Source organism: Clostridium isatidis (assembly GCF_002285495.1).
GTDB lineage: Bacteria > Bacillota > Clostridia > Clostridiales > Clostridiaceae > Clostridium > Clostridium isatidis.
Window position 1 is genome coordinate 853,908 of sequence record NZ_CP016786.1, and the last position, 13,169, is coordinate 867,076.

The window sequence follows — 13,169 nt, forward strand, 5'->3', positions numbered from 1 at the left end:
TTTTATTATTAAATTTTGATAAAATATTTTTGTTATGTCATAGTATGTATATATTTAATCTAAGCAACAATAAGTTGTATTAAATATTGAAAAGTTTTGGAGGGATATTTAATGATATCAGCAGGAGATTTAAGAAAAGGTACTACTTTTGAGTATGAAGGACAAGTTTATACTGTTATAGACTTCTTACATGTAAAACCTGGTAAGGGAGCTGCTTTCGTAAGAACAAAGCTAAGAAACGTTATTTCTGGTGGAGTAACAGATACAACTTTTAACCCAACTACTAAGTTACAAGAAGCTGTAATAGAAAGAAAAGAAATGCAATATCTTTATTCAGATGGAGAATTATATTACTTCATGGATCAAGAAACTTTTGAACAAATTCCATTAGAATATGAAAAAGTAGAAGATGCAATAAAATATCTAAAAGAAAATATGTATGCAATAATTAAGTTTTACAAAGGAGAAGCTTTCTCAGTTGAACCACCAAACTTTGTAGAATTATTAATAACACAATGCGATCCAGCTGTTAAAGGAAATACAGCTACTAATGCAATGAGACCTGCAGTATTAGAAACTGGGGCAGTTGTTAATGTTCCAATGTTTGTTAATGAAGGAGATACTATTAGAGTAGACACTAGAACTGGTGAATACATGGAAAGAGTATAATCATTATAGTAAAGGCTAAGTTACAACTTAGCTTTTTATTATAATTTTCATAAAAAATTGCTTGTAAAGGAAAGTGGTTATGAAAAATATAAAGAACAAAATAGAAACTATAAAAAATGACATAATAAAAGTTAATAATAAGGAATATAAAGATATTTTTAATAATATTTTGTCTGTATTAGATGATTTATCAAAAGTTACTGAAGAATTAATCGTAAGACAGGAGTCTTTAGAAGAAAATATTCAATATCTTGATGAGGATGTAACTGGGTTACAAGATGAATTATTTGAGGAAGTAACTATTGAAGATTTAATTGAAATGGATGATGAGTTTGTTGAAATTAATTGCAAGAACTGTAATAAATCTTTGTTTGTAGAAAAAGAATCGATAGATAATAATAAAAATATACCATGTCCTTTCTGTCATAACGACGCAATTTAATAATAGGTTAAAAATAGGATATGTTTTAAATTATTCGAAAGAAGTAATTTAAAACATATCCTATTTTATTTTTTAAAATATTTTACATATTTAATTATAAGTATGAATATTATTTGATAGAAAGAAATAAGTTTAAATATAACCTTAGAAAAGGAAGTGATGAAATTGAGATATGAAGAAATCATGAAAGTATTACCTCAAGACATTAGCAGGCTAATAAAAAATATACTTTTAGAAAAACAAGTTCAAGAAATAAGAATTAAGATAAATAAACCAGTAATAATATATCTAGCAGAAAATGAAATTCTTCTACCTTATATAGTTAAAGAGGAGGAGATGAAACAAATCCTTGTAAAAATATCAAATTATTCTTTATATGCCTATGAAGAAGAAATAAAACAAGGTTATATAACAATAAGGGGTGGTCATAGAATAGGAATAGCAGGCGAATGTATTTTTGTAAATGGGGAAATAAGAACAATTAGAAATATTTCATCAATAAATATAAGAATATGTAGAGAGGTTATTGGATGCTCTAACGAATTAATGAAATTTATTACTTTTAATGATAGGGTTTATAACACTTTAATTGTTTCTCCACCTAAATGTGGTAAAACTACAATATTAAGAGATATAGCAAGAAACATTTCTGAAGGTATGCCTATTATAGGATTAAAAGGAAAAAAAGTTAGTATTATTGATGAAAGAAGTGAAATAGCAGCTTGTTATAATGGTGTTCCACAGCTAAATGTTGGAATAAGAAGTGATGTATTAGATAATTGCTTAAAAAGAGAAGGTATGTTAATGGCTATAAGAAGTTTATCACCTGATATTTTAATTTGTGATGAAATAGGAACAAAAGGTGATATAGAAGCTTTAAATATGGCTTTTAATTCAGGGGTAAATATAGTAGTCACAATTCATGGCTATAGCATTGAAGATATTTATAATAGAAATATTTTTAAGTATCTGTTAGAGAATAAAATTCTTGAAAGAATTATTATATTAAGTAATAGAAATAAAGTTGGTAATATAGAAAAAATATATTCAGTGGGAATGAAGGGGGAAGTAGATTGCTTAAAGTAATATCCTATATTGTGATTTTTATCTCCTGTACTTATATTGGTTATTACTACGGAGAAACTTATAAAAAAAGAAGCACACAACTAAATAATATTTTGAAGGCAACTCTATTTTTAAATAATGAAGTTATATATGCCAATACACCTATGCCTGAAGCTTTAAAATATATATCCTTTAAGGTAGATTCACCAATAAAAGATATATTAGTTAAAGTTTCTGAAAAACTTCTTTTAGGTGAAAGTAATAGTATTTATGAATCTTTTAAAGAAGCATATGAAAAAATGAGCTTTGAATTTCGTTTAAATAAAGAAGACTTAAGAATAATTAAAGATTTTTTAAAGTCTTTAGGAGAATCTGGAGTTTATGGACAAGATAAATTATTTAATTTAACTATTGAAAATTTAAAAATCAACTGTAGTTCTGCAGAAGAAATAGCAAGAAAGAATGTAAAAATGTACAGAAGTTTAGGAATATGCATAGGTGCAATGATAGTAATATTTTTAATATGAAGGAGGAGGGGAACATATGCTAGATGTGAGTTTAATTTTTAAGTTAGGAGCAATGGGAGTGTTAATCATTGTAATAGATAAGGTATTAAAGGCAAGCGGTAAAGATGATATAGCAGTGATAACAAATATTGCAGGGATAGTAATAATTTTAATTACATTAATTGGGCTTATAAGTGACTTATTTAGTGCTGTAAGAACAATGTTTATGTTTTAGGGGGAGCTATGGAAATTATTCAAATTGTAGCTTTTGCACTTTCTGCCTTATTCCTTTATTTAATATTTAAAGATAGAAGAAGTGATATTGCCCTATTAATTTCTGCAACTGCAGGAGTTCTAATATTACTATTAGTTATTGGTCAATTAAGTGAAATAATTTACTTTATCAAGAATATAAGCAGTAAAACTAATATTGATATTGTTTATATAGGAGTTGTTGTAAAAATTTTGGCAATTGCATATTTGGCAACCTTTTGCAGTGAAATATGTAAAGATGCTGGTGCATCCAGTATAGGAAGCAAGGTGGAATTTTCAGCTAAAATATTAATATTAGCATTAGCGGTTCCGATACTCATGGCAGTTCTTGATTCCATACTTCAAATATTATAGGTGATGAAATGAAGAATAAATGTATTTTAATAAAAAAAATAATAATTTTGTTGGGAGTTATTTTAACAATAATAATTTTTCCTGAAAAAAGAATATATGCAGATGAAATTAATAAAGTAGAAGTTGTAGAGGAGAAAATTGAGGATCAAGAAATTAATAATCAACTAGATTCGCTATATAACTATATAAATAATATGAAATTAGATGTTGAACTATTAAACGATTTAGATCCTGTTCAATATATAAAAAGCTATGTAAAAAATGGGGAGGGAAATATATCTTTTAAGACAATTATTAATTCAATTATATCTTTTCTCTTTAAAGAAGTAAAAACTTCATTAACTTTGTCTATAAGTATAATAGCAATTGCAATTATATGTTCTCTAATTAAAAATTTACAGTCTGCTTTTTCAAATGACAGTATAAGTAATATAGCTTTTTTTTCTTGTTACTGTATTCTAATAATTTTACTTGCTAAATCTTTTATAGTTTCTATTAATATTGCAATTGATTTAATAAATAAATTATCTGATTTTATGTCAGCCTTATTACCTGTTTTAGTTATGATGATTAGTACAATTGGAGGCTTTGCTCAAGCAGCAACTTTAGATCCTATTGTATTAGCAACTACATTATTAATTCCAAGAATATATAAAACTATAATAATTCCATTGATATTAATATCTTTTGTACTTCAATTTGTAAATAATATATCAACTGAATATAAAATAAGTAATTTATGTAAGTTTACAAAACAAATAACTGTTTGGCTTCAAGGAATAATTTTGGTTACTTATATTGGATTTTTAACTGTAAGAGGAATAACTTCTTCTACTATAGATGCTGTGGCCCTTAAAACAACAAAATTTGCAGTAGATAATTTCATTCCAATTGTCGGTAAAGCTTTTTCTGACGCTATTTCTTCTGTAGCGGGATATGCTTTAATAATAAAGAATGCCGTAAGTGCTTTTGGATTATTAATAATAATACTTATGATGTTATATCCAATAATTAAACTAATATTGATTTCATTTATATATAAGCTTTCTGCTTCTGTAATTGAGCCAATAACAGACAAAAGAATTACAAGTTCTATTGTAGCTGCTTCCGATTCTATAACCTTATTAATATCCTGCGTATTATGTGTAAGCCTAATGTTTTTTGTGATAATTGGGATAATTGCATCAGCGGGAAAATTTATAATAGGAGGATAGAGAAGCTATGGAGCTGATTAAAGACTATGTAATCACCCTAGCAACGATGATAATATTAATTTCAGCTATAGAGCTAATAGCACCAGACAATAGCATGAAAAAATATTTGAAGTTTGTATTAGGGTTAATTTTGATTGCTGTTATGATATCACCAATAATTGATATATTTTCTAATAGCGAAAATATAATAGTTAGTAATATTGCAGAATATTTTGAACTAGATAAGGAGGATGATAAAAGTATAGAGGTTAGTAGCAATAAAGAATATAGTAGTTCTACTTTGGAAATGTTTAAAGAAAATTTAGAGAAAAACTGTAATAGATTATTAAATGAAAAGTTTGTAAATCAGGATTTTGAAAGTAACATTATATGCAATATCGATCCTAAAAATATTGAATATTCTATAGAGAAAATTAAAGTAGGTGTAAAAGAAAAGGGAACTTCAAAGATAGATAAGGTAATAATAAGTACTAAAGAAGAGAAGAAAAGTGAAAAAGAGGTAAATAACAAAGATGAGATAGTAAGTTACTTGATGGAAATTTTTGCTGTTACAAAAGACAAAATAGAGATTTATAAAATCAATGAATAGGAGTGAAAAGATGGGGAATAAGGATTTCAAAAAAGAGTTAACTAAAATCGTTAACGATAAGAAATTTTTGAATGTAGTCTGCATAGCATTAATTTTAGCCTTTTTATTACTTGCTATTAGTTTTTTAAATACAACAAGAAAGAAAAATAATAAATCTGTTAGCGTAAATAGTGAAGAAACAACTAATATCAGTAGTAATGAGGATAACAATGTAATTCAAAATTATGAAGAACAGCAGAAAAGCGAACTTAAAAATCTTCTTAAAAAGATCCAGGGAGTTGGAGAAGTTGAAGTGATGATTTACTTTAAAAGTGGAGAGATTAAAGTACCAGCTACAGAAGATACTACAACACAATCATTTACAGAAGAAAGTGATAGTCAAGGAGGAAAGAGAACAAATAATCAACAGACGGATGGTACAAAGGTTGTAATGGCTGGAAATGGAAGCGCTACTGAACCGTATATCTTACAAGTTAACAAGCCTGAAATATCAGGAGTTGTTATAGTTGCTGAAGGTGCTTCAAGTCACAAGGTAAAATATGATATTCAAGTTGCAGTTTCAAGTTTATATGACATTTCAATTGATAAAGTAAATGTATATCCTATGAAAGAGTAGCATATAATTTAATTGTAAAATAGATGGGGGGAATTTAAAATGACAAAAAAACAATTTGGTATTATTTTCACGCTAATGGCTCTTATAGCATTTGTAGGAGTTTTAGCAGCAAAACTAAATGCATCTGGCCTAAATGATCCAACAGATCTTGGTCAAGTTATTTCACAAGCAAATTTTGAGGATGAAAAGGATGATAAAAAGGATGATAAGGAGACTTTAGGAACACAAGATTATTTTTATAGTTTAAGAAGTGAAAAGGAACAATTAAATTCAGCTACCATACAATCACTTAACGAAGTAATTAATAATGAAAATACTGCTCAAGAAGAAAAAGACTTAGCAAATAATGAGTTAATTGAAAAGACTATGTTAATTAATCAAGAAGGTCAAATTGAAATAAGTGTGAAAAATAGAGGCTTTGAAGATGCATTATGTTCAATTGAAGGAAATAAGGTAAGAATTGTTGTAAGAGCAGATGAATTAACAGAAGCTGATACAGTAGCAATTCAAGAAATTGCTGAAAATGTTTCTGGAATTAGCGATGTAATAATTGAAGCAAAATAATTCATTGTAATATAATTATTGATTTGCTATAATATACCTAAGAAAAATGGTGTTTAGTAACACTTAGGAGGTAATTACATGGAAAAAATGAACAATGAAGAAACTATGGGAATAGTTAAAATTTCTGATGAAGTTGTTAGCGTAATAGCTGGTATAGCTGCTGAAGAAATAAAAGGAGTTGTAGATTTACAACAAGGCGGTAATAACATATCACAATTATTAAAAGGTAAAAAACCTTCAGGTAAAAATGTTAAAGTTACTTTAAATGAAGATAATGCTGTAATTGATTTATATTTATCAGTAGAATACGGAATTAAAATACCAGAAGTAGTAAGATCTGTTCAAGAAAATGTCAAGAAAACTGTTGAAACTATGACTGGTTTAAAGGTAGAAGCTGTTAATGTAATTGTTCAAAACATTTACCTGCCTAAAAATCAAAAAGAAGAAACAAAGGAAAATTAATATCACCCTCTGATTTTTCAGAGGGTGTTTTTCTTGTGATTTAAATAATTTTAGTGTAGTATATTTATTGATTAAAAGAATATATAAAGTCAATAATATAGATACCAAGGAGGATAATATGAACAAAAATAGAAAAAGATCCAGAGAAATTGCAATGGAATTATTATTTAGCATGACTTTAAATAAGAACACATTAGAGGAAACTTTTAGTACATTTATAGAAGAATATGAAATGAAATTAGAAACAATAGATGTAGAATATATAAAAACTATTTTAACAAAGGTGGAAGAAAATAAAGAAGAAATTGATGCAAGAATAGAAAAATCTTTAAATAAATGGACAATAGATAGAATATCAAAAGTAAATTTAACAATATTAAGAATAGCTATCGCTGAGATGAATTATTTTGATGATATACCTGAAAAAGTATCTATTAACGAAGCAATAGAACTAACAAAAAAATATTCAGATGAAAAAAGTGTATCTTTTGTAAATGGACTTTTAGATAATATTTTAAAAACAATGTAATATATTTAAAGGGAGAGGTATTATGGATAATATTATAGATGGAAGATTAATAGCAAGTAAAATTAAAGAAGAAATTAGAGAATTTGTTAGATTAAGAAAAGAAAATAATAAAAGAGAACCAATGATTACTTCAATATTAATTGGAAAAGATGAAGGATCTATATATTATATAAATAGTCAAGAAAAAATTGCTTTATCATTAGGATGTAAATTTAAAAAAATACTTTTAGAAGAGGATATTGAGGAAGAACATCTAATTAATATTATTGAAGAATTAAATAATGATGAAGAAGTTGACGGAATTATTGTTCAATTACCTCTTCCACAAAGATTAAATGAAAAGAAAATAGTAAACACAATATCTCCTAAAAAGGATATAGATTGTTTAACTTATATAAATCAAGGAAAATTATTTGCTGGAGAAGGTGAAATAATTCCTTGCACACCAAAATCTGTGTTAAGCTTATTAGAAAAGTCAGATGTTAATTTAGAAGGAAAAAATGTTACAGTTATAGGAAGAAGTAATATAGTTGGAAAGCCTGTTGCACAATTAATGTTAAGTAAAAATGCAACAGTTACAATATGTCATTCAAAAACACAAACCCTTAAAGAAATTACAAGAAAAGCTGATATTGTTATAGTTGCTATTGGCAAACCCAAATTCTTAACAAAGGAATATGTAAAAGAAGGGGCAATTGTAATAGATGTAGGAACTTCTTCTTTAAATGGAAAAATAACTGGTGATGTAGACTTTGAAGAAGTTAGTAAAATTGCAAAACTTATTACAAAGGTTCCTGGTGGAGTTGGTGCCTTAACAACTACCTTATTAATAAAGAATGCATGTGAGGCGTTAGAAAGAAATGAAAATGAAAACACTAACTGTAACGGAGTTAAATAACTATATAAAAAGAATATTAGACAATGATTTTATTCTTAATAATCTTTTAGTAAAGGGAGAAATATCTAATTTAAAATATCATTCTAGCGGTCATATATACTTTTCATTAAAAGATACAACTAGTAAAATAAATTGTGTAATGTTCAAAAGCAATGCTTTAGAATTAGATTTTAAACTTGAAGAGGGAATGGAAGTAATAGCAAGCTGTAGATGTTCTTTATACCCAGGATTAGGTTCAATGCAGTTATATATAAATAAACTTCAAAAGGAAGGTTTAGGAGAATTACATATAAAGTTTGAGAATTTAAAGAATAAACTTGCAAGGGAAGGATATTTTGATCAAGAACATAAAAAAACAATTCCTAAAATGCCAAGGAGAATAGGAGTAGTAACTTCAGAAACAGGAGCAGTAATAAGAGATATAATAAATGTAACAAGACGTAGAAACAGTTTGGTTGATATTTTATTATATCCTGCTCAAGTTCAAGGTGAAGGGGCATATAAAACTATAATTGCTGGAATTGAGTTTTTTAATAAAAATAAGAATGTTGATGTTATAATTATAGGTAGAGGTGGAGGGTCTATTGAAGATCTCTGGAATTTTAATGAAGAAGATCTTGCAAAAGTGATTTTTAAATCTAAAATACCTATAATATCTGCAGTTGGTCATGAAGTTGATTTTACAATTTCTGATTTCGTTAGTGACTTAAGGGCATCAACCCCATCTCAAGCAGCAGAAATAGCAGTTCCCCTTCAAGAAGAAATATTTTCTGAAATAGATAATTATAAGATTAAGTTAAATGAAATAATAGATAAAAAGTTGTCATATGAGAGAGAAAGGCTATTAAATTATAAAAAATTTCTCTCTTTAAATAATCCAGAAATTATAATTTCAAATTCATATTTAGAGCTTGACAGATTAAAGAATGCTCTTAATAAAATAATACAAAACAAGATGGAAACAGAAAAAATGAAATTAAAGTCTTTAAGTGATATTCTTCAGGCGCATAATCCAATAAATGTTTTAAATAAAGGATATACAATTATTAAAGATAACAAAGACAATATAATTTCTTCTAAGGATGAAATAAATAATTTAGATGAAATAAATATTATTTTTAGAGATGGAAAAATAAATGGGAAATTTACTTCCTTAAATTAAGGAGTTGAGAATAAATGGCTAAGAGAGAGTCTTATGAAGATATGCTTAATAGTTTGCAAGATATTTTGAATAATATGGAAAATAGTGACTTACCTTTAGAAGAGCTAATGAAAGAGTATGAAACAGGAGTTAAATTAGTTAATAAGTTATATAAAAATTTAAATACTCTTGAAGGAAAACTACTAAAAATAAAAGAGAATATGGAAGTGGAGCTCGAAAGTGAAAATGAAAAAGTATGAAGAGTTTAAAAACTATATAAATGATAATTTGCAAAAGTATTTTCAAAACAAAGGAAGTTATAATAAAATAATATATGAGTCAGTAAGCTATAGTTTAAATATTGGAGGAAAAAGAATTAGACCTCTATTATTTTTATTGACTTATAATTTGTATAAGAAAGATATAAGTGAAGTTATTGAAATGGCTTTAGCAATTGAAATGATTCACACATATTCTTTAATTCATGATGATTTACCTTGCATGGATAATGATGATTTAAGAAGGGGGATGCCAACCAATCATAAGAAATTTGGTGAAAGTATTGCTGTTTTAGCTGGAGACACTCTGTTAAATGAAGCAGCGAATTTGCTAATGACTTTTTCCTTAAAGCATGATAATAATGCCTTAGTTGCTTCAAATGAAATATTAAAGGCATCTGGCCCAGAGGGAATGATAGGCGGCCAAGTTGTTGACATAATAAATGAAAATAAGAATATATCAAAAGAAGAACTTTTATATATGCATAATAAAAAGACTGGAGAACTAATTAGAGCTTCTGTAGCAGCTGCAGCAATTGTCGCAAATGCTCCTAAGGAAGATATTGAAGTGCTTAATGAATTTGGAAAGAAGTTAGGCTTAGCTTTCCAAATTAAAGATGATATATTAGATGTAATTGGTGATGTTAAAAAACTTGGTAAAAATACCGGAAGTGACCAAAATAATAATAAATCAAACTTTATTAGTTTATTTGGTTTAGAACATTGTGAAAGAGAATGTGAAAGATTAACAAATGAATGTATAGAATTGCTAGAAAGCCTTTCAAAAGATATTAAATACTTAAAAGACTTAACATTAGATTTGTTAAATAGAGAGTGTTAAAGAAAGAAAGGTTTAAAGTATGGGAAAAATATTAGATAAAATAATTACTCCGGAAGAAGTAAAAAAATTAAACAATGTTGAATTAGAGGTTTTAGCAGAAGAAATAAGAGAATTTTTAATAGAAACTGTTTCTAAAACAGGAGGACATTTAGCATCAAATCTTGGAGTAGTAGAGTTAACTATAAGTTTATTTAATAGCTTTGATTTAGAAAAAGATAAAATAGTATGGGACGTTGGTCATCAATGCTATGTTCATAAAATTTTAACTGGAAGAAAAGATAAATTTGATAAATTAAGACAATATAATGGTCTTAGTGGATTTCCTAAGAGAAGTGAAAGCAAATATGATACTTTCGATACCGGTCATAGCAGTACTTCAATTTCTGCAGCCCTTGGAATGGCAAGAGGAAGGGATATAAAAAAAGAAAATAATAATATTATTGCAGTAATAGGAGATGGAGCCTTAACAGGAGGGATGGCCTTAGAAGGATTAAATGATGTTGGTTTTAATAAGACAAAGCTAATTGTTGTATTAAATGATAATCAAATGTCAATATCTCATAATGTAGGAGGGCTTTCAAACCATTTAAATTCCCTACGTGTAGAACCTAAATATAATAAATTTAAATCAACTATAAATGCAACTTTAAAATCAAATAAGACAGGTGAAAAAATAGCAAATTATATTTCGAAATTTAAAGGTAGTATAAAACAATTTGTTGTTCCTTCAATGTTATTTGAAGATATGGGATTAAAATATATTGGTCCTATTGATGGTCATGACATTAATATGATGTCTAAAGTATTTAATAAGGCAAAGGAAATTGATGAACCAGTAATAATTCATGTTGTAACGTCTAAAGGAAAAGGATATGATTTGGCAGAAAGAAATCCTAAAAAATATCATGGAGTTAGTCCTTTTGATTTAGAAAGTGGGGAGGCTTTAGGTAAAAGTAAGAGAAATTATTCTAAAGTTTTTGGAGAAGCAATTTCCGAATTAGCTAATGAAGATGATAAAATCGTTGCTATAACTGCCGCTATGCCTGATGGAACTGGTCTTACAGATTTTGCTAAGAGATTTCCAAAGAGGTTTTTTGATGTTGGAATTGCAGAAGCTCATGCAACGACCTTTGCGGCAGGATTAGCTTGTTCAGGAATGAAACCAGTTTTTGCTGTATACTCAACTTTTCTTCAAAGAGGATTTGATCAATTAGTTCATGACGTTTGTATTCAAAATATGCCTGTTACCTTTGCGATAGATAGGGCAGGTATAGTAGGAGAGGATGGAGAAACCCATCAAGGAATATTTGATTTATCTTATCTATCAATGATGCCTAATATGACTATATTGGCACCAAAGCATTTAGATGAGTTGAAGCTTATGCTAAAATGGGCTTTAGATTTTAATGGACCTGTTGCAATTAGGTATCCTAAAGGAGGAGACCTTAATACTCCTTTAAAGCCAATTCAAAAAGTTAAACTTGGACAATGGGAAGAGATTGAAGATGGAAAAGGTATAGCAATAATTGCATTAGGTAAAATGGTTCAGCATTCAATTTTAGCTAAAGAAATATTAAAAGAGCACAATATTAATCCTAAAATACTTTCAGCAACTTTTGCAAAACCACTGGATGAAACAATGTTAAAGAAATTAGTCCTTCAAGGTTATGATATTGTGACTATAGAGGATAATATTATAAATGGCGGTTTTGGAAGTTATGTATTAATGAAGTTAAATGAAATGGGATTTAATAAGAAAATTAAATTACTAGGATTTAATAATTTTGTACCTCAAGGTAGTTTAGATATACTATATAAAAAAAATCATTTAGATCCAGAAGGTATTGCTAAGCAAATATTAGAATTTAAATAAAGGAGACAAAAAATCTGTGAGAAAAGAAAGATTAGATATATTACTAGTTGAAAAGGGAATATTTCAATCAAGAGAAAGAGCCAAAGCAGCAATAATGGAAGGAAAAGTATTTGTTGGTGGAATAAGAGTAGATAAGGTAGGAACTAAAATAAATTCTGATTCAGATATTGTTTTTAAAGGTAATCCCATTCCTTATGTAAGTAGAGGTGGATTAAAATTAGAAAAAGCAATTAATGAATTTGGAATAGATTTAAAAGATAAGGTATGTCTAGACATTGGTGCATCTACTGGAGGTTTTACAGATTGTATGCTTCAAAATGGAGCAAAAAAGGTATTTGCAATTGATGTAGGATATGGACAATTTGCATGGAAGTTAAGAACTGATGAAAGAGTAGTTTGCATGGAGCGAACAAACATAAGATATGTAACTTTAGAAGATACAAAGGAACCTTCTGATTTTGCATCAATTGATGTTTCCTTTATTTCTTTAAAGACAATAATGCCTGCAACTTTGAATTTACTAAAGAGCAATGGAGAAGTAGTTGCTTTGATAAAGCCTCAATTTGAAGCAGGCAGGGGAAAAGTAGGGAAAAAAGGTGTTGTTAGAGATATTAATATACATAAAGAAGTGGTTCAAAATATTATAGATTTTTTAATTGAGAATAACTTAAAAGTCATTAATTTATCTTACTCACCAATAAAAGGTCCTGAAGGAAATATTGAATATTTAGTTTATTTTTCAAAAGATATTAATAGGGAAAGCAATTTCAATCTAGAGAATATTGAAAAAGTCATAAATGAATCCCATAATATACTATAATTAATATACGACTTCAGGATTATCTTGAAGTCGTA

Annotated in this window: 18 protein-coding genes; all 18 read left to right on the top strand. The window is 27.5% G+C overall.

Features of this window, described 5'->3' with window-relative positions:
- The first annotated feature begins 111 nt into the window (after nt 1-111).
- On the top strand, nt 112-669 hold the full coding sequence (gene efp, locus BEN51_RS04065; protein ID WP_119864811.1) for an elongation factor P: 558 nt from the start codon (nt 112-114) through the stop codon (nt 667-669).
- A gap of 79 nt (nt 670-748) precedes the next feature.
- Nucleotides 749-1,111 (top strand): CD1247 N-terminal domain-containing protein, encoded by a 363-nt coding sequence (locus BEN51_RS04070; RefSeq protein ID WP_119864812.1) that lies wholly within the window; start codon nt 749-751, stop codon nt 1,109-1,111.
- 159 nt (nt 1,112-1,270) lie between these two features.
- Entirely contained in the window at nt 1,271-2,197 is a 927-nt protein-coding gene (gene spoIIIAA / locus BEN51_RS04075) for a stage III sporulation protein AA (RefSeq protein ID WP_119864813.1), read from the top strand.
- A complete protein-coding gene (gene spoIIIAB, locus BEN51_RS04080) occupies nt 2,185-2,703 on the top strand; it encodes a stage III sporulation protein SpoIIIAB (RefSeq protein WP_119864814.1) in 519 nt (172 codons plus the stop codon). The genes spoIIIAA and spoIIIAB overlap by 13 nt, the downstream gene beginning before the upstream one ends.
- A gap of 16 nt (nt 2,704-2,719) precedes the next feature.
- Complete coding sequence (gene spoIIIAC, locus BEN51_RS04085; RefSeq protein ID WP_119864815.1) at nt 2,720-2,917, top strand: stage III sporulation protein AC; 198 nt, start codon at nt 2,720-2,722, stop codon at nt 2,915-2,917.
- An 8-nt stretch (nt 2,918-2,925) separates the two neighbouring features.
- Entirely contained in the window at nt 2,926-3,309 is a 384-nt protein-coding gene (gene spoIIIAD / locus BEN51_RS04090) for a stage III sporulation protein AD (RefSeq protein WP_119864816.1), read from the top strand.
- An 8-nt stretch (nt 3,310-3,317) separates the two neighbouring features.
- Nucleotides 3,318-4,523 carry a stage III sporulation protein AE gene (gene spoIIIAE, locus BEN51_RS04095; protein WP_119864817.1) on the top strand — a complete coding sequence of 402 codons (1,206 nt, stop codon included), beginning with the start codon at nt 3,318-3,320 and terminating at the stop codon, nt 4,521-4,523.
- A 7-nt stretch (nt 4,524-4,530) separates the two neighbouring features.
- Nucleotides 4,531-5,112, top strand: a complete 582-nt coding sequence (gene spoIIIAF / locus BEN51_RS04100; protein ID WP_119864818.1) for a stage III sporulation protein AF — start codon at nt 4,531-4,533, stop codon at nt 5,110-5,112.
- Between the two features lie 10 nt (nt 5,113-5,122).
- Nucleotides 5,123-5,728 (top strand): stage III sporulation protein AG, encoded by a 606-nt coding sequence (spoIIIAG, locus tag BEN51_RS04105; protein ID WP_119864819.1) that lies wholly within the window; start codon nt 5,123-5,125, stop codon nt 5,726-5,728.
- Nucleotides 5,729-5,767: 39 nt separating this feature from the next.
- A complete protein-coding gene (locus BEN51_RS04110; protein WP_119864820.1) occupies nt 5,768-6,292 on the top strand; it encodes a SpoIIIAH-like family protein in 525 nt (174 codons plus the stop codon).
- A gap of 78 nt (nt 6,293-6,370) precedes the next feature.
- The gene (locus BEN51_RS04115; protein WP_119864821.1) at nt 6,371-6,754 is read left to right on the top strand and encodes an Asp23/Gls24 family envelope stress response protein; all 384 of its coding nucleotides are present in this window, start codon (nt 6,371-6,373) and stop codon (nt 6,752-6,754) included.
- 118 nt (nt 6,755-6,872) lie between these two features.
- A complete protein-coding gene (nusB, locus tag BEN51_RS04120; RefSeq protein ID WP_119864822.1) occupies nt 6,873-7,283 on the top strand; it encodes a transcription antitermination factor NusB in 411 nt (136 codons plus the stop codon).
- 22 nt (nt 7,284-7,305) lie between these two features.
- The gene (locus BEN51_RS04125; RefSeq protein ID WP_119864823.1) at nt 7,306-8,181 is read left to right on the top strand and encodes a bifunctional 5,10-methylenetetrahydrofolate dehydrogenase/5,10-methenyltetrahydrofolate cyclohydrolase; all 876 of its coding nucleotides are present in this window, start codon (nt 7,306-7,308) and stop codon (nt 8,179-8,181) included.
- Nucleotides 8,144-9,343 (top strand): exodeoxyribonuclease VII large subunit, encoded by a 1,200-nt coding sequence (xseA, locus tag BEN51_RS04130; protein WP_119864824.1) that lies wholly within the window; start codon nt 8,144-8,146, stop codon nt 9,341-9,343. Before BEN51_RS04125 ends, xseA begins: the two co-directional genes overlap by 38 nt.
- Nucleotides 9,344-9,357: 14 nt before the next feature.
- A complete protein-coding gene (gene xseB, locus BEN51_RS04135) occupies nt 9,358-9,582 on the top strand; it encodes an exodeoxyribonuclease VII small subunit (RefSeq protein WP_119864825.1) in 225 nt (74 codons plus the stop codon).
- Nucleotides 9,569-10,441 carry a polyprenyl synthetase family protein gene (locus BEN51_RS04140; protein WP_119866569.1) on the top strand — a complete coding sequence of 291 codons (873 nt, stop codon included), beginning with the start codon at nt 9,569-9,571 and terminating at the stop codon, nt 10,439-10,441. The genes xseB and BEN51_RS04140 overlap by 14 nt, the downstream gene beginning before the upstream one ends.
- A gap of 19 nt (nt 10,442-10,460) precedes the next feature.
- On the top strand, nt 10,461-12,314 hold the full coding sequence (gene dxs / locus BEN51_RS04145; protein ID WP_119864826.1) for a 1-deoxy-D-xylulose-5-phosphate synthase: 1,854 nt from the start codon (nt 10,461-10,463) through the stop codon (nt 12,312-12,314).
- A 16-nt stretch (nt 12,315-12,330) separates the two neighbouring features.
- A complete protein-coding gene (locus BEN51_RS04150) occupies nt 12,331-13,134 on the top strand; it encodes a TlyA family RNA methyltransferase (protein ID WP_119864827.1) in 804 nt (267 codons plus the stop codon).
- Nucleotides 13,135-13,169: the final 35 nt, after the last annotated feature.

Excerpts from the sequence above, each read along its gene's own strand:
- BEN51_RS04110 (WP_119864820.1), top strand. The coding sequence starts at position 5,768 with ATGACAAAAAAACAATTTGGTATTATTTTCACGCTAATGGCTCTTATA.
- BEN51_RS04140 (WP_119866569.1), top strand. The coding sequence starts at position 9,569 with ATGAAAAAGTATGAAGAGTTTAAAAACTATATAAATGATAATTTGCAA.
- spoIIIAA (WP_119864813.1), top strand. The coding sequence starts at position 1,271 with ATGAAATTGAGATATGAAGAAATCATGAAAGTATTACCTCAAGACATT.
- spoIIIAC (WP_119864815.1), top strand. The coding sequence starts at position 2,720 with ATGCTAGATGTGAGTTTAATTTTTAAGTTAGGAGCAATGGGAGTGTTA.
- xseA (WP_119864824.1), top strand. The coding sequence starts at position 8,144 with ATGAAAATGAAAACACTAACTGTAACGGAGTTAAATAACTATATAAAA.
- BEN51_RS04115 (WP_119864821.1), top strand. The coding sequence starts at position 6,371 with ATGGAAAAAATGAACAATGAAGAAACTATGGGAATAGTTAAAATTTCT.
- spoIIIAG (WP_119864819.1), top strand. The coding sequence starts at position 5,123 with ATGGGGAATAAGGATTTCAAAAAAGAGTTAACTAAAATCGTTAACGAT.
- nusB (WP_119864822.1), top strand. The coding sequence starts at position 6,873 with ATGAACAAAAATAGAAAAAGATCCAGAGAAATTGCAATGGAATTATTA.
- BEN51_RS04070 (WP_119864812.1), top strand. The coding sequence starts at position 749 with ATGAAAAATATAAAGAACAAAATAGAAACTATAAAAAATGACATAATA.
- dxs (WP_119864826.1), top strand. The coding sequence starts at position 10,461 with ATGGGAAAAATATTAGATAAAATAATTACTCCGGAAGAAGTAAAAAAA.
- BEN51_RS04125 (WP_119864823.1), top strand. The coding sequence starts at position 7,306 with ATGGATAATATTATAGATGGAAGATTAATAGCAAGTAAAATTAAAGAA.
- xseB (WP_119864825.1), top strand. The coding sequence starts at position 9,358 with ATGGCTAAGAGAGAGTCTTATGAAGATATGCTTAATAGTTTGCAAGAT.
- efp (WP_119864811.1), top strand. The coding sequence starts at position 112 with ATGATATCAGCAGGAGATTTAAGAAAAGGTACTACTTTTGAGTATGAA.
- spoIIIAE (WP_119864817.1), top strand. The coding sequence starts at position 3,318 with ATGAAGAATAAATGTATTTTAATAAAAAAAATAATAATTTTGTTGGGA.
- spoIIIAF (WP_119864818.1), top strand. The coding sequence starts at position 4,531 with ATGGAGCTGATTAAAGACTATGTAATCACCCTAGCAACGATGATAATA.
- spoIIIAD (WP_119864816.1), top strand. The coding sequence starts at position 2,926 with ATGGAAATTATTCAAATTGTAGCTTTTGCACTTTCTGCCTTATTCCTT.